Origin of the sequence: Enterobacter asburiae, from assembly GCF_001521715.1 — a bacterium.
Lineage (GTDB): Bacteria > Pseudomonadota > Gammaproteobacteria > Enterobacterales > Enterobacteriaceae > Enterobacter > Enterobacter asburiae.
Window position 1 is genome coordinate 1,669,716 of sequence record NZ_CP011863.1, and the last position, 20,817, is coordinate 1,690,532.

At 51.7% G+C, this 20,817-nt stretch carries 19 protein-coding genes; 6 read left to right on the forward strand and 13 right to left on the reverse strand.

The window, feature by feature from the left end; genetic code table 11:
• Positions 1-80: 80 nt before the first annotated feature.
• Positions 81-254 carry a YciY family protein gene (locus ACJ69_RS25205; protein ID WP_086379783.1) on the reverse strand — a complete coding sequence of 58 codons (174 nt, stop codon included), beginning with the start codon at positions 252-254 and terminating at the stop codon, positions 81-83.
• A gap of 144 nt (positions 255-398) precedes the next feature.
• Here ACJ69_RS25205 and cls point away from each other — a divergent pair, with 144 nt between their 5' ends.
• Together cls and ACJ69_RS08240 are read left to right on the forward strand one after the other, a co-directional pair.
• The gene (gene cls / locus ACJ69_RS08235) at positions 399-1,859 is read left to right on the forward strand and encodes a cardiolipin synthase (protein WP_029741729.1); all 1,461 of its coding nucleotides are present in this window, start codon (positions 399-401) and stop codon (positions 1,857-1,859) included.
• A 33-nt stretch (positions 1,860-1,892) separates the two neighbouring features.
• Positions 1,893-2,222 carry an HI1450 family dsDNA-mimic protein gene (locus ACJ69_RS08240; protein WP_006810881.1) on the forward strand — a complete coding sequence of 110 codons (330 nt, stop codon included), beginning with the start codon at positions 1,893-1,895 and terminating at the stop codon, positions 2,220-2,222.
• Positions 2,223-2,252: 30 nt separating this feature from the next.
• On the opposite strand, the gene ACJ69_RS08245 is transcribed toward ACJ69_RS08240, so the two are convergent.
• From ACJ69_RS08245 to ACJ69_RS08275, 7 genes are all read right to left on the reverse strand, one after another.
• A complete protein-coding gene (locus ACJ69_RS08245; RefSeq protein ID WP_059346877.1) occupies positions 2,253-3,122 on the reverse strand; it encodes an ion transporter in 870 nt (289 codons plus the stop codon).
• 14 nt (positions 3,123-3,136) lie between these two features.
• Positions 3,137-4,141 carry a murein tripeptide/oligopeptide ABC transporter ATP-binding protein OppF gene (gene oppF, locus ACJ69_RS08250; RefSeq protein ID WP_023312094.1) on the reverse strand — a complete coding sequence of 335 codons (1,005 nt, stop codon included), beginning with the start codon at positions 4,139-4,141 and terminating at the stop codon, positions 3,137-3,139.
• Positions 4,138-5,151 (reverse strand): ABC transporter ATP-binding protein, encoded by a 1,014-nt coding sequence (gene oppD, locus ACJ69_RS08255; protein ID WP_023335973.1) that lies wholly within the window; start codon positions 5,149-5,151, stop codon positions 4,138-4,140. The genes oppF and oppD overlap by 4 nt, the downstream gene beginning before the upstream one ends.
• Positions 5,152-5,162: 11 nt before the next feature.
• Positions 5,163-6,071: an oligopeptide ABC transporter permease OppC gene (gene oppC, locus ACJ69_RS08260; protein WP_023312096.1), complete on the reverse strand. Its 909-nt coding sequence runs from the start codon at positions 6,069-6,071 to the stop codon at positions 5,163-5,165.
• A gap of 14 nt (positions 6,072-6,085) precedes the next feature.
• Complete coding sequence (gene oppB / locus ACJ69_RS08265) at positions 6,086-7,006, reverse strand: oligopeptide ABC transporter permease OppB (RefSeq protein WP_008502786.1); 921 nt, start codon at positions 7,004-7,006, stop codon at positions 6,086-6,088.
• Between the two features lie 84 nt (positions 7,007-7,090).
• Positions 7,091-8,722 carry an oligopeptide ABC transporter substrate-binding protein OppA gene (oppA, locus tag ACJ69_RS08270; RefSeq protein ID WP_038417461.1) on the reverse strand — a complete coding sequence of 544 codons (1,632 nt, stop codon included), beginning with the start codon at positions 8,720-8,722 and terminating at the stop codon, positions 7,091-7,093.
• Positions 8,723-9,493: 771 nt separating this feature from the next.
• Complete coding sequence (locus ACJ69_RS08275; RefSeq protein ID WP_023312098.1) at positions 9,494-10,141, reverse strand: YchE family NAAT transporter; 648 nt, start codon at positions 10,139-10,141, stop codon at positions 9,494-9,496.
• Positions 10,142-10,619: 478 nt separating this feature from the next.
• Here ACJ69_RS08275 and adhE point away from each other — a divergent pair, with 478 nt between their 5' ends.
• Positions 10,620-13,298, forward strand: a complete 2,679-nt coding sequence (gene adhE, locus ACJ69_RS08280; protein ID WP_029741682.1) for a bifunctional acetaldehyde-CoA/alcohol dehydrogenase — start codon at positions 10,620-10,622, stop codon at positions 13,296-13,298.
• A 65-nt stretch (positions 13,299-13,363) separates the two neighbouring features.
• Here the strand turns inward: adhE and tdk are convergent, their stop codons facing one another.
• Positions 13,364-13,978 carry a thymidine kinase gene (gene tdk / locus ACJ69_RS08285; protein WP_029741683.1) on the reverse strand — a complete coding sequence of 205 codons (615 nt, stop codon included), beginning with the start codon at positions 13,976-13,978 and terminating at the stop codon, positions 13,364-13,366.
• Positions 13,979-14,270: 292 nt separating this feature from the next.
• A protein-coding gene (locus ACJ69_RS08290) for an IS1-like element IS1A family transposase (protein WP_103215986.1) occupies positions 14,271-14,968 on the reverse strand; the annotation gives its coding sequence in 2 pieces (ribosomal slippage) (positions 14,271-14,719 and positions 14,719-14,968; 699 coding nt in all).
• Between the two features lie 273 nt (positions 14,969-15,241).
• Between ACJ69_RS08290 and ACJ69_RS08295 the strand changes: the two genes are divergently transcribed.
• Together ACJ69_RS08295 and hns are read left to right on the forward strand one after the other, a co-directional pair.
• Complete coding sequence (locus ACJ69_RS08295) at positions 15,242-16,222, forward strand: IS5-like element IS5 family transposase (RefSeq protein ID WP_000019402.1); 981 nt, start codon at positions 15,242-15,244, stop codon at positions 16,220-16,222.
• 281 nt (positions 16,223-16,503) lie between these two features.
• The gene (gene hns, locus ACJ69_RS08300; protein WP_008502781.1) at positions 16,504-16,917 is read left to right on the forward strand and encodes a histone-like nucleoid-structuring protein H-NS; all 414 of its coding nucleotides are present in this window, start codon (positions 16,504-16,506) and stop codon (positions 16,915-16,917) included.
• A 201-nt stretch (positions 16,918-17,118) separates the two neighbouring features.
• Here hns and galU read toward each other — a convergent pair whose 3' ends face one another.
• From galU to rssA, 3 genes are all read right to left on the reverse strand, one after another.
• Positions 17,119-18,027, reverse strand: coding sequence for a UTP--glucose-1-phosphate uridylyltransferase GalU (gene galU / locus ACJ69_RS08305; RefSeq protein ID WP_047647520.1), 909 nt, complete (start codon positions 18,025-18,027; stop codon positions 17,119-17,121).
• A gap of 200 nt (positions 18,028-18,227) precedes the next feature.
• A complete protein-coding gene (rssB, locus tag ACJ69_RS08310) occupies positions 18,228-19,241 on the reverse strand; it encodes a two-component system response regulator RssB (protein ID WP_023312101.1) in 1,014 nt (337 codons plus the stop codon).
• A gap of 91 nt (positions 19,242-19,332) precedes the next feature.
• Positions 19,333-20,235: a patatin-like phospholipase RssA gene (gene rssA / locus ACJ69_RS08315; protein ID WP_029741684.1), complete on the reverse strand. Its 903-nt coding sequence runs from the start codon at positions 20,233-20,235 to the stop codon at positions 19,333-19,335.
• A 114-nt stretch (positions 20,236-20,349) separates the two neighbouring features.
• Between rssA and ACJ69_RS08320 the strand changes: the two genes are divergently transcribed.
• Entirely contained in the window at positions 20,350-20,808 is a 459-nt protein-coding gene (locus tag ACJ69_RS08320) for a YchJ family protein (protein ID WP_059346878.1), read from the forward strand.
• The last annotated feature ends 9 nt before the right edge of the window (positions 20,809-20,817 follow it).

Here is a 20,817-nt window from a genome sequence, read left to right on the forward strand (position 1 = left end):
AATATCGCTGCAAATACGCTATTCCTAAAAAATCAGACGCTATAAAATCAGCGGGCACCCGTTACGGTGCCCTCATGGTTTCAGATATCCTGGACTGCGAACAGCAACGCATTGCGGTGCCTGGTCAATCCACATTTTCTGATGGCGTGAATACGCATATTGCGGCGGGATTGTGCTTCCAGCCAACGAGCCTTGCGACGACTCACCTGTCGCAACATGCGCCAGCGCCCTACTTCTGTTCTACTGCGCTTCATGTCTACAACTCTTTAACTAACAGAATCGCCATTATAAACCCAACCCGGCAGCAAACCAGCGCTTTTACCTGGCGTTTTTATTTGCCAGATGAATCCTGATGCGTACACTCATAACAATACGCTTTCAAAAGGATTTTTTTACCTATGACAACCTTCTACACCGTGGTGAGTTGGCTGGTCATTTTGGGATACTGGCTGTTAATCGCGGGTGTGACATTACGCATCCTGATGAAGCGCAGAGCCGTACCCTCTGCCATGGCCTGGCTTCTGATCATTTATATCCTCCCGCTGGTGGGAATTATTGCCTATCTCTCTTTCGGTGAGCTTCATCTGGGTAAACGCCGCGCCGAGCGCGCCCGTGCCATGTGGCCCTCCACCGCGAAGTGGCTGAACGATCTTAAGGCCTGCAAACATATTTTTGCCGAGGAGAACAGCAGCGTCGCCTCCTCACTGTTTAAGCTGTGCGAGCGCCGCCAGGGGATTGGCGGCGTTAAGGGCAATCAACTGCAGCTGCTGACCTCGTCCGACGACGTCATGCAGGCGTTAATCCGCGATATTCAGCTGGCGCGTCATAATATCGAGATGGTTTTTTATATCTGGCAGCCCGGCGGGATGGCTGACCAGGTCGCTGAGTCGCTGATGGCCGCCGCGCGTCGCGGTATTCATTGCCGCCTGATGCTTGACTCCGCGGGTAGCGTGGCATTTTTCCGTAGCCCCTGGGCGGGCATGATGCGTAATGCCGGTATCGAAGTGGTCGAAGCGCTGAAGGTGAATCTCCTGCGCGTGTTTCTGCGCCGGATGGATCTCCGCCAGCATCGCAAAATGATCATGATCGATAACTATATTGCCTACACCGGCAGCATGAATATGGTTGACCCGCGCTTCTTCAAACAGGACTCGGGCGTAGGTCAATGGGTTGATTTGATGGCGCGGATGGAGGGGCCGATTGCCACCTCGATGGGCATCGTGTATTCCTGCGACTGGGAGATTGAAACCGGCAAGCGTATCCTGCCGCCACCGCCGGACGGCAATATTATGCCGTTTGAAGAGGCGAGCGGTCATACCATTCATACCATTGCTTCCGGGCCGGGCTTCCCGGAAGACTTAATCCATCAGGCGCTGCTGACGGCAACCTACTCGGCGCGTGAATATCTGATCATGACGACGCCCTACTTTGTCCCCAGCGACGACCTCCTGCACGCGATCTGTACCGCCGCGCAGCGCGGTGTCGATGTGAGCATCATTTTGCCACGCAAAAATGACTCCCTACTGGTGGGCTGGGCCAGCCGGGCATTCTTCAGCGAACTGCTGGCCGCAGGGGTGAAAATTTACCAGTTTGAAGGCGGATTGCTCCACACCAAGAGCGTTCTTGTCGACGGTGAGCTGAGCCTGGTGGGAACGGTCAACCTGGATATGCGCAGCCTGTGGCTAAACTTTGAAATCACGCTGGTCATTGATGATGCCGGCTTTGGCGGCGACCTCGCTGCGGTGCAGGATGATTATATCTCCCGCTCGCGGCTGCTGGATGCCAGACTGTGGGTAAAACGTCCGATGTGGCAGAGAATTGCCGAACGACTGTTTTACTTCTTTAGTCCGTTGCTGTAAAACGTGCCCAACGATGTTAAACAGGTAGTCATCATGGAAATGGATCTGAACAATCGCCTGACCGAAGACGAAACGCTCGAGCAGGCCTATGACATTTTTCTCGAACTGGCGGTTGATAACCTCGATCCCGCAGACGTGATCCTCTTTAATCTGCAGTTCGAAGAGCGCGGCGGCGCTGAATTGTTCGACCCTTCAGAAGACTGGGCTGAGCATGTGGATTTCGACCTGAATCCTGACTTCTTTGCCGAAGTGGTGATTGGGCTGGCCGATGAAGACGGCGGCGAAATTAACGATATTTTCGCCCGCGTCCTGCTCTGTCGGGAGAAAGACCACAAGCTGTGCCATATACTCTGGCGCGAATAAAAAAAAGGCTGCGATTGCAGCCTTTTTTATTTACTCCGGCAATTCACTGCCGCAGCGGTAACAAAACCGCGCGTCGTGTTCATGTTCGCCCTGCTGGCAATGAGGACATTTGCGCTGCTGCTTGCGGCTCTGAAACGCGCTGCTCATGTGTGTGGTAATAAGTCCCGTCGGGATCGCAATCACCGAATAGCCAATCAAAATCAGCACGGACGCCACGATGCGCCCCAATGGCGTATGGGGCGTGATATCACCGTAACCCACGGTGGTGACGGTCACAATGGCCCAGTAGACGGACGCATTGAGCGTCGTAAAGCCATATTTGGGCCCTTCTATTAAATACATCAGCGCGCCAAAAACAATCATGACGATGGCAATAAACGAGTAGAACAAAATAAGCTGATGGCGGGCGCTGACGATCGCACTCCAGAACACGCGTAATGACGGCATAAAACGCAGTAGCTTCAGAATACGTAATACCCGAATCACGCGCATCGCTCGCCAGGCAAAGACATAACTCAGGCTAATCTCCGGCCACAGCCACATTACATAGAGCGGCAGGATGGTGGCTAAATCGATAAATCCCCAGAAGCTGAAAACATATCTGGCCGGGTTGGGCCAGGCTATTACCCGGAGGAGATATTCAGCGGTAAAAATCAGGGTAATCGCCAGCTCAAGCCAGACAAAGATATGCCATTCATCAAACGTCAGGTGGTATTGCGTCCCGGCACCCGATTCAATAAAGATGACAACCACGCTGAGGAGCGCAAATAAACCGCACAGACCTTCAAAGCGTCGCCCGGAAAGCGTTTCAGGATCGAATAAAAAATGATATAGCCGCCGACGGGCTGAGGTGAATAAACGCGACACGGTTACCTCGCAAAAAATAAGGGCTGACATCATGTCAGCCCTTGCGATTATAACGGGTCTACTTTCAGGCAGGAAACCGCATGTCGGAAACTGCCTTCGAGAACCGGTCGCGTTTTAGCACATTCCGGCCCGGCCATCGGGCAGCGCGTGCGGAAGACGCAGCCCGACGGCGGGTTAATCGGTGAGGGTAATTCCCCTTCCAGAAGCTGGATGGTTTTATTCTTTTCCAGATCCGGATCGGGGATCGGCACCGCGGACATCAGCGCTCTGGTGTAGGGGTGCAGTGGATTATGGTACACCTCGTCATAGGTGCCCAGCTCCACGGCATGGCCCAGATACATGACCAGCACGCGGTCAGAAATGTGTTTCACCACGGCCAGGTCATGCGCAATGAAGATCAGCGACAGCCCCATTTCGCGCTGCAGCTTCTGCAGCAGGTTAACCACCTGGGCCTGAATGGAGACGTCCAGCGCGGAAACCGGCTCATCGCAGATAATCAGCTTCGGTTCGAGGATCAGCGCACGGGCAATACCAATACGCTGGCACTGACCGCCGGAGAACTCATGCGGATAGCGGTTGATGAGGTTTGGCAACAGGCCGACTTTCATCATCATCGCCTTTACGCGATCGCGCACTTCCTGACGAGACATCTTCGGATGATAGGTGCGCAGCGGCTCGGCAATAATCTCGCCGATGGTCATACGCGGGTTAAGTGATGCCAGCGGATCCTGGAAAATCATCTGGATATCGCTGCGCACCTCGCGCCACTCGTCGGGCTTCATGCCCAGCAGATCTTTACCCAGCCAGGCCACTTTACCGTCGGTGGCTTTGACCAGACCGATAATGGCTCGCGCAAAGGTCGATTTACCGCAGCCGGACTCTCCCACCACGCCCAGGGTTTCCCCTTCGTACAGGCGCAGCGTGACGCCGTCCACCGCTTTCAGGGTCTTCGGCGGCTGCCAGAACCACTGTTTGCCGTCTTTGATGTCGAAATGCACTTTAAGATCGGCGATTTCGAGCAGCACGTTGCGTTTTTCATCTAATGCGTTCATACCAGCTCCTCCTGCGGCTTAAAGCAGGCGCGCAGACGGCCTGGTGCAAACTCTTCCAGCGGCGGAGCGCTGTTACAGATTTCCATCGCGTGTGGGCAGCGCGGCTGGAACGGACAGCCTTTCGGCAGACGCAGCAGGTTTGGCGGGTTGCCCGGAATGGTGAGCAGGGATTCCCCTTCCGCATCAAGACGCGGCACCGCATTCAGCAGGCCAATCGAGTACGGGTGCGCAGGCTGATAGAAGACATCGCGCGCTTTGCCGTATTCCATGGTACGACCGGCGTACATCACCAGCACTTTGTCGCAGATGCCCGCTACCACGCCCAGGTCGTGGGTGATCATGATAATCGCCGTGTTGAATTCGCGCTTTAGCTCGTTCAACAGGGTCATGATCTGCGCCTGAACGGTAACGTCCAGCGCGGTGGTAGGTTCATCGGCAATCAGCAGCTTTGGCCGGCACAGCAGCGCCATCGCAATCATCACGCGCTGACGCATACCGCCAGAAAACTCGTGCGGGAACATGCGCATACGCTTACGCGCTTCCGGCATTTTCACCGCATCCAGCATTTTGACCGACTCTTCAAAGGCCTCCGCTTTGCCCAAGCCTTTGTGCAGCATCAGGACTTCCATCAGCTGCTCGCCCACGCGCATATACGGATTCAGCGAGGTCATGGGATCCTGGAAAATCATCGAGATCTGCTCAGCGCGCAGCTTGTTCAGCTCGTGTTCCGGCAGGTTGAGGATTTCACGCCCGTTGAATTTAGCGGAGCCGCCAATCACACCGTTAGCAGCCAGCAGGCCCATCAGCGCAAAGGCAGTCTGGGATTTTCCGGAACCGGACTCACCCACGATCCCCAGCGTTTCACCCGCACGCAGGTTAAAGTTGAGATCGTTGACGGCGGTAACATCCCCGTCCGGCGTTTTAAAGGTCACGCGGAGGTCTTTCACATCCAGCAGAAGATTGTTCTGCTGTTGCACCTGTGGCGCAGTGGCCGTTTCAATAATTGTCATGACGGCGCTCCTTAACGGTCTTTCGGGTCGAGGGCATCACGCAGGCCATCGCCGATAAAGTTAAAACAAAACAGGGTGACGACCAGGAAACCCGCCGGATAAAGCAGCAGCCACGGTGAAACTTCCATCGAGTTTGCGCCATCGCTCAGCAGCGCGCCCCAGCTGCTCAGCGGCTCTTGTGTACCGAGGCCCAGGAAGCTCAGGAAAGATTCAAACAGGATCATGCTTGGCACCAGCAGTGAGGCATAGACCACCACCACGCCCAGCACGTTAGGAACGATATGGCGAACCACGATATTCCCGGTAGATACGCCGCCTACCTGCGCGGCTTCGATAAACTCTTTGCGTTTGAGGCTCAGCGTCTGGCCGCGAACGATACGCGCCATATCCAGCCAGGACACCATCCCGATGGCCACGAAGATCAGCAGGATGTTCTGGCCGAAGAAGGTCACCAGCAGGATGACGAAGAACATGAACGGGAAGGAGTTCAGGATTTCCAGCAGACGCATCATTACCGAGTCTATTTTGCCGCCGAGGTAGCCGGAAAGTGAGCCGTAGAGCGTACCCACGATCACCGCCACCAGCGCGGCAGCAATACCGACCATCAGCGAAATACGGCCACCGATAGCGACACGCACCAGCAGGTCGCGTCCCGAGGAGTCCGTGCCGAAATAGTGGCCTGATTCCATATCTGGCGCGCTGGACATCATGCCCCAGTCGGTGTCGAAATAGGTAAATTGCGACAGCATCGGCGCCAGGGTCACAAACAGCGCGATAATCACCAGAACAACCAGACTGGCAACCGCTGCACGGTTGTGCATAAAGCGACGGCGCGCGTCCTGCCAGAGGCTACGACCTTCTACTTCCAGTTTTTCACTGAAGTTTTCCAGCGCCTCGCTGTTTTTCTTACTCAACATCATGGCGTGCTCCAGCGTTAGTAACGAATTTTCGGGTCGATGACGGCATACAGCACATCGACGATAGCGTTAAAGAGAATGGTCAGCGCACCGACGAGAATCGTCAGGCTCAGCACCAGCGAATAGTCGCGGTTGAGCGCACCGTTAACGAACAGCTGACCAATGCCAGGCAGGCCGTAAATTGTTTCGATAACCATAGAGCCGGTGATGATCCCGACGAATGCCGGTCCCATGTAGGAGAGCACGGGCAACAGCGCCGGTTTGAGCGCGTGGCGGAAGATAATCCGACGCATCGGCAGCCCTTTAGCGCGCGCGGTACGAATGAAGTTCGAGTGCAGCACTTCGATCATTGAACCACGGGTGATACGCGCGATGCTGGCGATGTACGCCAGAGATAATGCCACCATAGGCAAAATCATGAACTTCAATGCCCCGCCGTTCCAGCCGCCGCCAGGCAGCCACTTCAGCGTGATGGCAAATATCATCACCAGTAATGGCGCGACAACGAAGCTGGGTATCACTACCCCGGTCATTGCCACCCCCATTACGGCATAATCCCATTTAGTATTTTGTCTGAGCGCGGCGATAACGCCCGCGGTGACCCCGAAAACGATGGCCAGAATGAATGCCGCAGCACCCAACTTAGCCGAAACCGGGAAGCTGGACGCGACCAGGTCGTTAACGGAATAGTCTTTATATTTAAATGACGGTCCAAAATCGCCGTGGGCCAGCTGCTTCAGGTAATTGAAGTACTGGGTGGAGATAGGATCGTTCAAGTGGTATTTCGCTTCGATATTCGCCATGACTTCAGGCGGCAGCGTGCGCTCACCGGTAAATGGACTTCCCGGCGCAAGGCGCATCATGAAGAAGGAAATCGTGATGAGAATAAATAGCGTTGGAATCGCTTCAAGACAGCGACGTAGGATAAATTTCAACATTGCCCGTACCTTCTGGCGTGTGCCTATATTATGTGACGTTGGTTAGACACCGTGGGGCGAGCACGCCCGCCCCACTCATTGCCATTAATGCTTGATAATATACAAGTTTTTAACGTAGATATTATCCATCGGGTCTTTACCGGTATACCCACCTACCCACGGTTTCACCAGACGGGCGTTAACGTAGTAGTAAACCGGAACGATCGCGGAATCTTTATCCAGCTGCTGCTCGGCCTGAGAGTACAGTTCTTTACGCTGTGCTTCGTCAGTGGTTTTCAGCGTGTCGCCAATCAGCTTGTCGAACGCCGGGCTCTTATAGTGAGCGGTGTTGTTCGAGCTGTCGCTCAGCATGGTGTTCAGGAAGGAGGTCGGTTCGTTATAGTCCGCACACCAGCCAGCACGAGCCACATCAAAGGTGCCCTGATGACGGCTGTCGAGGAAGGTTTTCCACTCCTGGTTCTCCAGCTTCACGTTCGCGCCCAGGTTCTTTTTCCAGATTGAGGCAACGGCGATAGCCAGTTTTTTGTGCAGATCGGAAGTGTTGTAGAGCAGGCTGAAGGTCAGCGGCTTATCTGCGGTGTAGCCCGCTTCGGCCAGCAGTTTCTTCGCTTCTGCGTTACGCTGTTCCTGAGTCTGTTTGAACCACTCTGGCTCGGTCAGTTTTGCGCCATCGGTGTATGGAGGGGTATAGCTGTACGCCGGCAGATCGCCCTGGTTTTTCACTTTGTTCACGATGATATCGCGATCCAGAGCCAGCTTCAGCGCGGTACGAACACGTACGTCGGTAAACGGTGCTTTCTGGTTGTTGATTTCATAGTAATAGGTGCACAGGTACGGATCGACGTGAACTTCTTTAGGGATCTCTTTTTTCAGTTTCTGGAACAGTTCAATCGGCATGTTGTTATAGGTCATGTCGATTTCACCGCTGCGGTAGCGGTTAACGTCAGTTACTTCGGAAGAGATTGGCAGGTAAGTCACCTGGTCAATGACGGTTTTCGCGTTATCCCAATACTGCGGGTTACGGTCAAGCACCATACGTTCGTTGACCACCCAGTCTTTCAGCTTATAGGCACCGTTGGTGACGATGTTGGCAGGCTGCGTCCATTTCTCACCAAATTTTTCCACTGCAGATTTTGGTACCGGGGAGACGGACGGGTGAACCAGCAGCTTATAGAAGTACGGAACAGGTTCGCTCAACGTCACTTCAAAGGTATTGGCATCGATCGCTTTTACGCCCAGGTCGGTAACAGGTTTTTTGCCCGCGATGATGTCATCAATATTGGCAATGTGGCCATATTGCAGGTAGCTCGCATACGGAGAGGCGGTGGTTGGATTCGCCAGACGCTGCCAGCTATAAACGAAATCTTCGGCCGTAACCGGTGTACCGTCGGACCATTTCGCATCTTTACGCAGATGGAATGTCCAGACTTTGAAATCTTTGTTTTCCCATTTTTCTGCTACACCCGGTGCCGGGTGGCCGTCTACGTCTGTCACCAGCAGGCCTTCGAACAGGTCGCGGTTAACGTTAGACTCAGGAACACCTTCAATTTTGTGCGGGTCAAGAGACTGAACTTCCGCACCGTTATTACGCACCAGCGTCTGTTTCTCCGCCAGTTGAACACCTGCAGGAACGTCCGCAGCCATTGCAGCGTTGCCCGCGATTAGCGCAGTTAAAATCCCCGCCGCTACCAGATTTTTTTTTGTGATGATGGACATTGTGTTGGTACTCCACTCATTATAATGACTGGCCTTCGCCAGCTGTGTAATCCCCTGTTGGGGCCTGTACAGCGCAGGAGTTTTTTTTGCTGCTGTCAGGTTCTTCTTTTACTGCTTGCTATCACCGACTTTTTTATTACTGACCGCTCGTATGGCCGTCTTGCGTCGATTCTTTACAGGCCTCCCCTGTTTGAGGCCTGCGCTGGATATCTGAGAAGAGAACCATATGAAAATAATTCTCATCTGCTTGTTTTATGCTGCAAAATATTAGGCCGGAAAGTATCAAATGGCGTAAACGCGCGCCAATACATTTTGCAAATTTGTTAAGCAATTCTCTTTTACGGTGAGTACCGCATCGTTGAGGGCAGCCCTGCCGGACATCGAACACCACTTAAAAATCATGACATTCAATAAGATAGAGAAAATTTTCTCTACAAGCGCGTCGCTGCGCTATCATCGAGTGATTTTGTACAAAAATTTAACAACTGGTTATTATTTAGCACATTCATCTAGGGGAATGTTGAATTTACTAATATCATTTCGGTTATCTCTCAGCAAGCCCCAGAGTATCATGTGAGTAAAATAACAGATCGATCGAAGGTTTTCTGCGCAGGCGTGTTTGGCGGGAATTAATAACTTGTTGAAATACAAGCAATGAACATTATTAGTAGAATTTATTATGATATGTGAGCATTTCAACTTTAGTTATAGGATTTACTGATAATGACGTAAAAAAAACGGAGCCGTGGCTCCGTTCTTTCATACGAAATATCAGTGCAGCAAACCGGGGAAAATGCTTTTAATTCCTGTAACGATGAATTCAATCCCTAACGCCATCAAGAGCAAGCCCATAATACGCGTTATGACGTTAATGCCCGTCTGCCCCAACAGTCGCACCAGCCAGGGTGCCATGCGGAATACTCCCCAACAGCAGAGCGCGAAAAGTGCAATGGCAACGGAAAAGCCAATCAGGTGCATCAGGCTATGGTAACGCGTGCCCCAGACAATGGTTGAACTGATGGCGCCAGGGCCAGCCATGAGCGGCAAGGCCAGCGGCACCACGCCAATACTTTCGCGGATGGCGGTTTCTGACTTCTCCTGCTTGTTTTGTTTATCCTCGCCCAGCTTACCGCTGATCATTGACATGGCGATGGTCACGACCAGGATCCCACCCGCAATGCGGAAAGAGTCAATCGAAATCCCGAAGAGCTGGAGAATGGCGTCACCCAGGAAAAGGGAGGTGAGCAATATGATAGCTACTGACAGGTTAGCGGTGAGGTTGGTCTTATTCCTGGCCGCCGCCGTCTGATAACTCGTCATACTAATGAAGACAGGAATGATCCCCACCGGGTTGACCAGGGCAAACAAACCAATAAAAAATTTAAAATACGTTGGAAAATCAAAGAGCGTTTGGATCACGTTTTGCTCCGCTTATACACATGCCCGGGACTGACACTTTGTCATGAGAAATCGCGCTGAAGATACCCTTTTTATTAGCATACTTCACTCGAAATCTGCGGCAAAACGTTATCATTTCAGGATGTTAAATATATGTATAATCAATGACGGCGTCGCTTCCATTACTTACGTAATTATTTAACACTTGAAAAACCTCAACGAAATAACCCTGCTGAAAGGTATCAGCTTGGGGGAAAATTGACGCAGATCATGATTTCCGTACTCAGAAGTGAGTAATCTTGGTTACGCCCCCAGGGAGATCGCCTGACAAAAAGGGATGATGCTAAGGTAAGGCTCTTTTAGTAAATTAGTGTGCTGACGCAGAAAGTAACTCTTTGTTTTACTTTGTGTTACGCAAGTCGTATCGGCTCTGTCTATACTGTGTGACGTATCGAGCGCTGGTTTACTAAAAGAGTTTAAACATTATCAGGAGAGCATTATGGCTGTTACTAATATCGCTGAACTGAACGCCCTCGTCGAGCGCGTTAAAAAAGCCCAGCGTGAATATGCCAATTTCACCCAAGAACAGGTTGATAAAATCTTCCGCGCGGCCGCACTGGCTGCTGCAGATGCTCGAATCCCTCTCGCTAAAATGGCCGTTGCCGAATCCGGCATGGGTATCGTGGAAGATAAAGTGATCAAAAACCACTTTGCTTCCGAGTATATCTACAACGCCTATAAAGATGAGAAAACCTGTGGCGTGCTGTCCGAAGACGACACCTTCGGTACCATCACCATCGCTGAACCTATCGGCATCATCTGCGGTATTGTTCCGACAACTAACCCAACGTCTACAGCTATCTTCAAATCACTGATTAGCCTGAAGACCCGTAACGCAATCATCTTCTCTCCACACCCACGTGCGAAAGACGCGACCAACAAAGCGGCAGATATTGTCCTGCAGGCGGCGATCGCTGCTGGCGCACCAAAAGATTTGATTGGCTGGATCGACCAACCTTCCGTTGAGCTCTCCAATGCGCTGATGCATCACCCGGACATTAACCTGATCCTGGCGACCGGTGGTCCTGGCATGGTTAAAGCCGCATACAGCTCCGGTAAACCAGCGATCGGTGTGGGCGCGGGTAACACCCCTGTTGTTATCGACGAAACCGCTGACATCAAACGTGCCGTTGCGTCTGTACTGATGTCTAAAACCTTCGATAACGGCGTGATCTGTGCATCTGAACAGTCTGTTGTTGTTGTCGATTCCGTGTACGACGCTGTTCGTGAACGTTTCGCCAGCCACGGCGGCTACCTGCTGCAGGGCAAAGAGCTGAAAGCCGTTCAGGACATTATCCTGAAAAATGGCGCGTTGAACGCTGCCATCGTGGGTCAGCCGGCCTACAAAATTGCTGAACTCGCAGGCTTTACCGTTCCGGCAACAACCAAAATCCTGATCGGTGAAGTGAAAGTTGTCGACGAAAGCGAGCCGTTTGCACATGAAAAACTGTCTCCAACGCTTGCTATGTATCGTGCGAAAGATTTCGAAGACGCGGTAGAGAAAGCCGAGAAACTGGTTGCCATGGGCGGTATCGGTCACACGTCTTGTCTGTACACCGACCAGGATAACCAGCCAGAACGCGTTGCCCACTTCGGTCAGATGATGAAAACTGCACGTATCCTGATTAACACCCCTGCTTCTCAGGGTGGTATCGGTGACCTGTACAACTTTAAACTCGCACCTTCCCTGACTCTGGGTTGTGGTTCCTGGGGTGGTAACTCCATCTCTGAAAACGTTGGTCCAAAACACCTGATCAACAAGAAAACCGTTGCTAAGCGAGCTGAAAACATGTTGTGGCACAAACTTCCGAAATCTATCTACTTCCGCCGTGGCTCACTGCCAATCGCGCTGGATGAAGTGATTACTGATGGCCACAAACGTGCGCTCATCGTGACTGACCGTTTCCTGTTCAACAACGGCTACGCTGACCAGATCACCTCTGTTCTGAAAGCGTCTGGCGTTGAGACAGAAGTGTTCTTTGAAGTTGAAGCTGACCCGACCCTGAGCGTTGTGCGTAAAGGTGCTGAGCTGGCTAATTCCTTCAAACCAGATGTGATTATCGCACTGGGTGGCGGTTCCCCAATGGACGCCGCGAAAATCATGTGGGTCATGTACGAGCATCCTGAAACCCACTTCGAAGAACTGGCGCTGCGCTTTATGGACATCCGTAAACGTATCTACAAGTTCCCGAAAATGGGCGTAAAAGCGAAAATGATCGCGGTAACCACCACTTCCGGTACCGGTTCAGAAGTTACGCCATTCGCAGTAGTAACGGACGATGCAACAGGTCAGAAATACCCACTGGCTGACTATGCACTGACCCCAGACATGGCTATCGTTGATGCGAACCTGGTCATGGAGATGCCGAAATCACTGTGTGCGTTCGGTGGTCTGGATGCGGTAACTCACGCCCTGGAAGCTTACGTTTCTGTGCTGGCATCTGAGTTCTCTGACGGTCAGGCTCTGCAGGCTCTGAAACTGCTGAAGGAAAACCTGCCAGCGTCCTACAACGAAGGGTCTAAAAACCCGGTAGCACGTGAACGCGTTCACAGTGCAGCTACCATCGCCGGTATCGCGTTTGCGAACGCCTTCCTGGGTGTTTGCCACTCTATGGCGCACAAACTGGGTTCTCAGTTCCACATTCCTCACGGTCTGGCGAACGCCCTGTTGATCAGCAACGTTATCCGTTATAACGCTAACGACAACCCAACCAAGCAGACTGCTTTCAGCCAGTACGACCGTCCGCAAGCGCGTCGTCGTTACGCTGAAATCGCAGACCACCTTGGTCTGAGCGCACCGGGTGACCGTACTGCTGCGAAGATTGAGAAACTGCTGGCATGGCTGGAAAGCCTGAAAGCTGAGCTGGGTATTCCTAAATCTATCCGTGAAGCAGGCGTTCAGGAAGCTGACTTCCTCGCTCACGTAGATAAGCTGTCTGAAGATGCATTCGATGACCAGTGTACTGGTGCTAACCCGCGCTACCCACTGATCTCCGAGCTGAAACAGATTCTGCTGGATACCTTCTACGGTCGTGAGTTCAAAGAAGGTGACGTTGCCGCTGTGAAAACAGAAGTTCCTGTCATCAAAGCTGATAAGAAAGCGAAGAAAAGCGCTTAATTAGCAGCAGATGAAAAACCCGCCTTTATGGCGGGTTTTTTTATGTCTGTATAACAAGGCTGGCGTTATTTCCTGTTGTCGTGCTGAATCGCCGTCAGCGAGCCTACCGACAGCGCTTCTTTATAATGCTTACGACAGACTGAAACATAGCGTTCATTACCGCCTATAACCACCTGCTCGCCATCTGCATAAGGTTTCCCGGCCTGGTCGAGACGAAGCACCATGCTGGCTTTGCGACCGCAGAAGCAGATTGTTTTCAATTCGACAAGCTTATCCGACCAGGCGAGCAAATACTGGCTACCGGCAAAGAGCTCACCGCGGAAATCCGTACGCAGGCCGTAACACAGCACGGGAATATCAAGCTCATCGACCACCTCTGAAAGGGCATGAACCTGTTCACGCGTCAGAAACTGGCTCTCATCTACCAGAACACAGTGAATGGGCTGCAACGCATGTTCTGTACGAATGTCCTCAAACAGATCGGTTTTCGGGTTAAACAGTCTGGCAGGCGACGAGAGCCCTATTCTGGAACTCACCTTCCCTGCGCCAAAGCGATCGTCAATTTCAGCCGTATAAACAACGCTACGCATCCCGCGCTCCTGGTAATTGTACGAGGATTGCAGCAACGCGGTGGATTTCCCGGCATTCATTGCCGAATAGTAGAAATAAAGTTGTGCCATTGGCCGTAAAACCCTAATCAATGTGTAATATTCCCGATGATTCATTGTACCATAATTTGTCTGGTCATCAGCGATGTAGCACGCTGGGGAAGCGTTTCAGCGCGGAGTTCACAACCTTCTTTTTAAGAAAATAACCCGTTAAAACATGAGGTAAACTCCTTCTGCCCGGCCAATATGTTATATGTTCAGCCAAACATAACACTGCTTTTTATAGTGGAATCTCCGTTCTTTAAAATTCACTATTTATTAACTATTACTGTCTTAACATCACGCTGGGGGTAATGACTCCAAATTATTGATAGTGTTTTATGTTCAGATAATGCCCGATGACTTTATCATGCAGCTCCACCGATTTTGAGAACGACAGCGACTTCCGTCCCAGCCGTGCCAGGTGCTGCCTCAGATTCAGGTTATGCCGCTCAATTCGCTGCGTATATCGCTTGCTGATTACGTGCAGCTTTCCCTTCAGGCGGGATTCATACAGCGGCCAGCCATCCGTCATCCATATCACCACGTCAAAGGGTGACAGCAGGCTCATAAGACGCCCCAGCGTCGCCATAGTGCGTTCACCGAATACGTGCGCAACAACCGTCTTCCGGAGCCTGTCATACGCGTAAAACAGCCAGCGCTGGCGCGATTTAGCCCCGACGTAGCCCCACTGTTCGTCCATTTCCGCGCAGACGATGACGTCACTGCCCGGCTGTATGCGCGAGGTTACCGACTGCGGCCTGAGTTTTTTAAGTGACGTAAAATCGTGTTGAGGCCAACGCCCATAATGCGGGCGGTTGCCCGGCATCCAACGCCATTCATGGCCATATCAATGATTTTCTGGTGCGTACCGGGTTGAGAGGCGGTGTATGTGAACTGTAACTGCCATGTTTTACGGCAGTGAGAGCAGAGATAGCGCTGATGTCCGGCAGTACTTTTACCGTTACGCACCACCCCGTCAGTAGCTGAACAGGAGGGACAGCTGATAGAAACAGAAGCCACTGGAGCACCTCAAAAACACCATCATACACTAAATCAGTAAGTTGGCAGCATCACCCACGCTGGGGAACTAATACAAAAGGCTGATATTTTTCCGCCGCAACTATAATTCCTGCGGTAAATGTCACAAAAAAAAGATGCAATCGGCCGGGTTCTGCCGGGTGACGTGATAACAAACGAGACTGTTGGGTGATGAAATTTAAGTTAGGGAAGGTGCGAACAAGTCCCTGATATGAGATCATGTTTGTCATCTGGAGCCATGGAACAGGGTTCATCATGAGTCATCAACTTACCTTCGCCGACAGTGAATTCAGCAGTAAGCGCCGTCAGACCAGAAAAGAGATTTTCTTGTCCCGCATGGAGCAGATTCTGCCATGGCAAAACATGGTGGAAGTCATCGAGCCGTTTTACCCCAAGGCTGGTAATGGCCGGCGACCTTATCCGCTGGAAACCATGCTACGCATTCACTGCATGCAGCATTGGTACAACCTGAGCGATGGCGCGATGGAAGATGCTCTGTACGAAATCGCCTCCATGCGTCTGTTTGCCCGGTTATCCCTGGATAGCGCCTTGCCGGACCGCACCACCATCATGAATTTCCGCCACCTGCTGGAGCAGCATCAACTGGCCCGCCAATTGTTCAAGACCATCAATCGCTGGCTGGCCGAAGCAGGCGTCATGATGACTCAAGGCACCTTGGTCGATGCCACCATCATTGAGGCACCCAGCTCGACCAAGAACAAAGAGCAGCAACGCGATCCGGAGATGCATCAGACCAAGAAAGGCAATCAGTGGCACTTTGGCATGAAGGCCCACATTGGTGTCGATGCCAAGAGTGGCCTGACCCACAGCCTAGTCACCACCGCGGCCAACGAGCATGACCTCAATCAGCTGGGTAATCTGCTGCATGGAGAGGAGCAATTTGTCTCAGCCGATGCCGGCTACCAAGGGGCGCCACAGCGCGAGGAGCTGGCCGAGGTGGATGTGGACTGGCTGATCGCCGAGCGCCCCGGCAAGGTAAGAACCTTGAAACAGCATCCACGCAAGAACAAAACGGCCATCAACATCGAATACATGAAAGCCAGCATCCGGGCCAAGGTGGAGCACCCATTTCGCATCATCAAGCGACAGTTCGGCTTCGTGAAAGCCAGATACAAGGGGTTGCTGAAAAACGATAACCAACTGGCGATGTTATTCACGCTGGCCAACCTGTTTCGGGCGGACCAAATGATACGTCAGTGGGAGAGATCTCACTAAAAACTGGGGATAACACCTTAAATGGCGAAGAAACGGTCTAAATAGGCTGATTCAAGGCATTTACGGGAGAAAAAATCGGCTCAAACATGAAGAAATGAAATGACTGAGTCAGCCGAGAAGAATTTCCCCGCTTATTCGCACCTTCCTTAGCGTAATTAATAATAGCGGCATTATTTAGTATTTTTTGAATTCCTTACATTCCTGGCTATTGCACAACTGAATTTATGGCTCTATTATTAGGTCAACAAACCACCCCCCATTATAAGTTTGAGATTACTACAATGAGCGAAGCACTTAAAATTCTGAACAACATCCGTACTCTTCGTGCGCAGGCAAGAGAATGCACCCTCGAAACGCTTGAAGAAATGCTGGAAAAATTAGAAGTTGTAGTTAATGAACGTCGTGAAGAAGAAAGCGCAGCTGCTGCTGAAATCGAAGAACGTACTCGTAAACTGCAGCAATATCGTGAAATGCTGATTGCTGATGGTATCGATCCAAATGAATTGCTGAACAGCATGGCTGCAGCTAAAACCGGTACTAAAGCCAAGCGTGCTGCTCGTCCTGCTAAATATAGCTACGTTGACGAGAACGGCGAAACTAAAACCTGGACTGGCCAGGGCCGCACTCCTGCTGTTATCAAGAAAGCCATGGACGAACAAGGTAAACAGCTGGACGACTTCCTGATCAAGGATTAATCCAGCCGTATTCAGAAAAATCCCGCGTAATGCGGGATTTTTTTTAACCTAAATTTGTGGCAAACATCCCCTTACACTCTGTCATAAAGCATTATTTGGCAATTTTAATAACTGTACTTAGAGACAGGTTTCAGAAGTGTTTAGGGCATAAAAAAACCGGTGGGCAGCGCCTCACCGGTTTCGGACATATGTAACCGTGGCTTATTTCTTAATACCTACGCTCTCTTTGAGCCAGGTTTTAAATTCTTCACCAAGAGTATTGTGGCGAATACCATATTCAACAAACGCCTGCATATAACCAAGCTTATTACCGCAGTCATGGCTCTTACCTTTCATATGGTAAGCCTCAACGGTCTCTTTCTCGATCAGCATATCAATGGCATCCGTCAGCTGAATCTCATCCCCCGCTCCTGGAGGCGTTTTCGCCAGCAGAGGCCAGATTTCAGCGCTCAGAACATAGCGACCTACAACGGCCAGGTTTGAAGGCGCTACGTCGGCTTTAGGCTTCTCTACCACGCCAACCATTGGCACGCTTTCTCCCGGATCAAGATTAACGCCTTTGCAGTCAACCACACCGTATGCCGTCACGTCTTCAACAGGCTCTACCATGATCTGGCTGCTGCCGGTTTCGTCGAAACGTTTGATCATCTCAGCCAGGTTATCCTGAGAAAGATCGGATTCGTATTCGTCCAGAATTACGTCAGGCAGAATTACCGCTACAGGCTCATCACCTACAACAGGATGTGCACACATAACAGCGTGGCCCAGACCTTTAGCCAGGCCCTGACGAACCTGCATAATGGTAACGTGTGGCGGGCAAATAGACTGAACTTCTTCTAAAAGCTGACGCTTAACACGCTTTTCCAGCATGGCTTCAAGTTCAAAGCTTGTATCGAAATGGTTTTCGATAGAGTTTTTTGATGAATGCGTAACCAGCACAATTTCAGTGATGCCGGCTGCGATACATTCATTAACGACATACTGGATTAATGGCTTATCAACCAGAGGCAGCATCTCTTTAGGAATTGCCTTAGTTGCTGGTAACATCCTGGTCCCCAATCCCGCTACCGGGATGACGGCCTTTCTGACTTTCGAATTTAGGGCAGCCATTCAAATTCTCCTGAGCTGTTCAAGTTTTGAACTTTTATGCAATAAATAACGCGTTGAGTATATCAGCCTCGCCCCGCAGTTCGGGTCTGAAAAGAACGCGTTGCCGATCAATTAGGATAAATACGCATGAAACTGGGCAGCGATAGTAGCACTCCCCGTAAAACACAGGTAAAGCAATCTTAAAATTAAGAGCCAATTGCTTATTCCGTGGACAACATTAAGCGTAGCCGTCCCCCGGCGCCCCAAATTTGGCACTGCCAGGAGGAACAGCGGTGGCTAATTTGATTAAGATACGCCGTACCCAATGTCCCAAGGGGCACACCGTTACTCACCTCAATATGATGTTCACCGGTATTCAGTGAAGCGTTGAGACCTGCTGAAACGAGGATCAGATTCTTTAAACCGCTGTGGTAATAGCCGACCAGCAGCGGGAACTGTCCGGGCAAATTAGCCTGACGAAAAAGCTGGTTTACCTGTTTGAGCAAACTGCCTAACTCCGGCAGCCGTTGTCCCTGATGCGATAACTGTTCCTGCAGCAAACCATTAAATAGCGCGCGAAGAAGCAACGCGGCTAATACGCCATTATCCCCCGCACGGGTGACATCCAGAGAATAAAACGCAAGGTCGGAATCAGATAATGGTGCGATATCCAGCACCAGTCCCGGCTGGTCAGCCGCCACCAGCTGGCGATAATTTACGCGGCAGTGTGAAATAGTTTGCTGTACGGGCGGCTGAAGTTCTTGCAACAGTTTCGCCGCAGCAGGAGGATCACTCACCAGGGCATCCCAGTCCTGGAAAAGACGCTCCTCTTCCTCGACCCGCGAATTAAACATATTCGGATAAAGGCACGCTAAGACCGTTTCTCGCAGCCGGTTCAGATCCTTGACCGGCTTAAGCAGAATATCCTGGACGCCAAGACGCAATGCTTTAGCAATATCCGCCATATTCTCTGTGGCAGAGATCACCAGAATCGGCGTCTGGTTGCCTTCGTTACGCAGATGTTCAACCAGCTTCAGTCCATTCATGCGCGGCATCTCAATGTCGCAAATCATCAAGTCGGGCGTAATACTGATCATTTTTTCCAGGGCGTCGATACCATCTTCAGCGAGTGAAGTGATTGCTCCCAGCGAGGATAACCACGAATCCAGTAGCGATCGGAAAACGGGCTCGTCTTCTACAATCAAAATGTGTTTTCCGGCCAATGGCTGCGTCATGGTTCCTCCCCTGGCTGACAGTAACTAAATAGTGGCATGCGATCGGCACTATCGCCTGTCAGATTTTGCTGAAGTAGTCAAAAAAAGGTGCTTAACGTGCTGTTTGCACAAAAGGCAACAATTCGTCCATTTTCTTTTCGACGGCTAACGAGCCCGCTGCGATGGCGGCCTCAGCCCGATGGAAATCAAGAGTAGAGATTTGCGGACAGTAAGGCTGAATAAGAATATCTGGCGGGTCGCCTGCCATACGATTGCGCTTTAGGCGGTTCTCCAGAACCTGGATTGATGTGGTCATGATTTCTATCGCCGTCGGCGCGGCAACCGAGCGTCGCGCGGCCATGCGCCCGATTCTGCCGCGCAGGCGCTCATGCCAGGCCAGTTTCTCGCCCTCGGCATCTTCGCTCTGGAGATTGACCGGCATGAGGTCCTGTTGCATCAGGTGGGCATCGTGCTGCAGGTCGACGGCAATTACGATATCCGCCCCCATTGCACGGGTCAGAGAGATGGGAACCGGGTTCACGACGCCACCGTCGACAAGCCAGTAACCGTTGTGTGGGACAGGCGCCATGAGCCCCGGCATGCTGCAGGAGGCGCGCACGGCAAGATGGATATCCCCTTCGGTTAGCCACAGTTCACGTCCCGTGCTGAGGTTCGTCGCGACGGCGCCGAAGGGCATCTGACAATCAGTAAAGTCTTCGAGAGGCATCACCTGGCGGAACTGGTTAAAGACGCGTTCGCCGCGCAACAGCCCACCACGCTGCCACGAGAGGTCCATCAGACGCAGGACGTCCCAGTAACTGAATGAACGCACCCAGGTCTCGAGTTCCGGAAGCTTCCCGCACGCGTAAGCGGAGCCGACAAGCGATCCTATTGAACAACCCGCGACAATATCTACGTCAATGCCCATCTTGTTCAAGGCATTAATCACGCCGATGTGTGACCATCCCCGGGCTGCACCTGAGCCCAGCGCCAGTCCAATTTTAACCTTTCTCATTAGCCCTGTTTTACTTCCCCTGGATTCCTGACATAGCGTCAACGCAACAGCTCAGTTAACATAGTGCTACCCGAAGCGTTTTACGCCTTTATTATTTGTTCCAGGAAGAGAATCGTGTCTCAACTCTGCCCTTGTGGTAGCGCTCTGGAGTATAGCCTATGTTGCCAGCGATATCTGTCTGGCGATCAGGTTGCACCAGACCCGTCACACCTCATGCGTTCACGTTACACTGCTTTTGTGATCAAAGACGCAGACTACCTGATTAAAACCTGGCATCCCTCCTGCCACGCTGATGAATTCAGACAGGACATCGAAGCCGGCTTCGCGAACACGCAGTGGCTCGGCCTTACCGTCTATGAATCCTCAACGGGCAGCCATGTTGATGAAGGTTACGTCAGCTTCGTCGCCCGCTTTAGCGATAATAATAAACCTGGAGCCATTATCGAGCGTTCCCGGTTCTTAAAGGAAAGCGGGCAGTGGTATTATATTGACGGAACGCGCCCACAGTTTGGTCGTAACGATCCCTGCCCGTGTGGTTCAGGTAAAAAATTTAAAAAGTGTTGCGGGCAGTAATGCCTGACA

Bases quoted from the DNA above. Each gene is read 5' to 3' on its own strand.
- ACJ69_RS25205 (WP_086379783.1), bottom strand. From the start codon at position 254: ATGAAGCGCAGTAGAACAGAAGTAGGGCGCTGGCGCATGTTGCGACAG.
- cls (WP_029741729.1), top strand. From the start codon at position 399: ATGACAACCTTCTACACCGTGGTGAGTTGGCTGGTCATTTTGGGATAC.
- ACJ69_RS08240 (WP_006810881.1), top strand. From the start codon at position 1,893: ATGGAAATGGATCTGAACAATCGCCTGACCGAAGACGAAACGCTCGAG.
- ACJ69_RS08245 (WP_059346877.1), bottom strand. From the start codon at position 3,122: ATGATGTCAGCCCTTATTTTTTGCGAGGTAACCGTGTCGCGTTTATTC.
- oppF (WP_023312094.1), bottom strand. From the start codon at position 4,141: ATGAACGCATTAGATGAAAAACGCAACGTGCTGCTCGAAATCGCCGAT.
- oppD (WP_023335973.1), bottom strand. From the start codon at position 5,151: ATGACAATTATTGAAACGGCCACTGCGCCACAGGTGCAACAGCAGAAC.
- oppC (WP_023312096.1), bottom strand. From the start codon at position 6,071: ATGATGTTGAGTAAGAAAAACAGCGAGGCGCTGGAAAACTTCAGTGAA.
- oppB (WP_008502786.1), bottom strand. From the start codon at position 7,006: ATGTTGAAATTTATCCTACGTCGCTGTCTTGAAGCGATTCCAACGCTA.
- oppA (WP_038417461.1), bottom strand. From the start codon at position 8,722: ATGTCCATCATCACAAAAAAAAATCTGGTAGCGGCGGGGATTTTAACT.
- adhE (WP_029741682.1), top strand. From the start codon at position 10,620: ATGGCTGTTACTAATATCGCTGAACTGAACGCCCTCGTCGAGCGCGTT.
- tdk (WP_029741683.1), bottom strand. From the start codon at position 13,978: ATGGCACAACTTTATTTCTACTATTCGGCAATGAATGCCGGGAAATCC.
- ACJ69_RS08295 (WP_000019402.1), top strand. From the start codon at position 15,242: ATGAGTCATCAACTTACCTTCGCCGACAGTGAATTCAGCAGTAAGCGC.
- hns (WP_008502781.1), top strand. From the start codon at position 16,504: ATGAGCGAAGCACTTAAAATTCTGAACAACATCCGTACTCTTCGTGCG.
- galU (WP_047647520.1), bottom strand. From the start codon at position 18,027: ATGGCTGCCCTAAATTCGAAAGTCAGAAAGGCCGTCATCCCGGTAGCG.
- rssB (WP_023312101.1), bottom strand. From the start codon at position 19,241: ATGACGCAGCCATTGGCCGGAAAACACATTTTGATTGTAGAAGACGAG.
- rssA (WP_029741684.1), bottom strand. From the start codon at position 20,235: ATGAGAAAGGTTAAAATTGGACTGGCGCTGGGCTCAGGTGCAGCCCGG.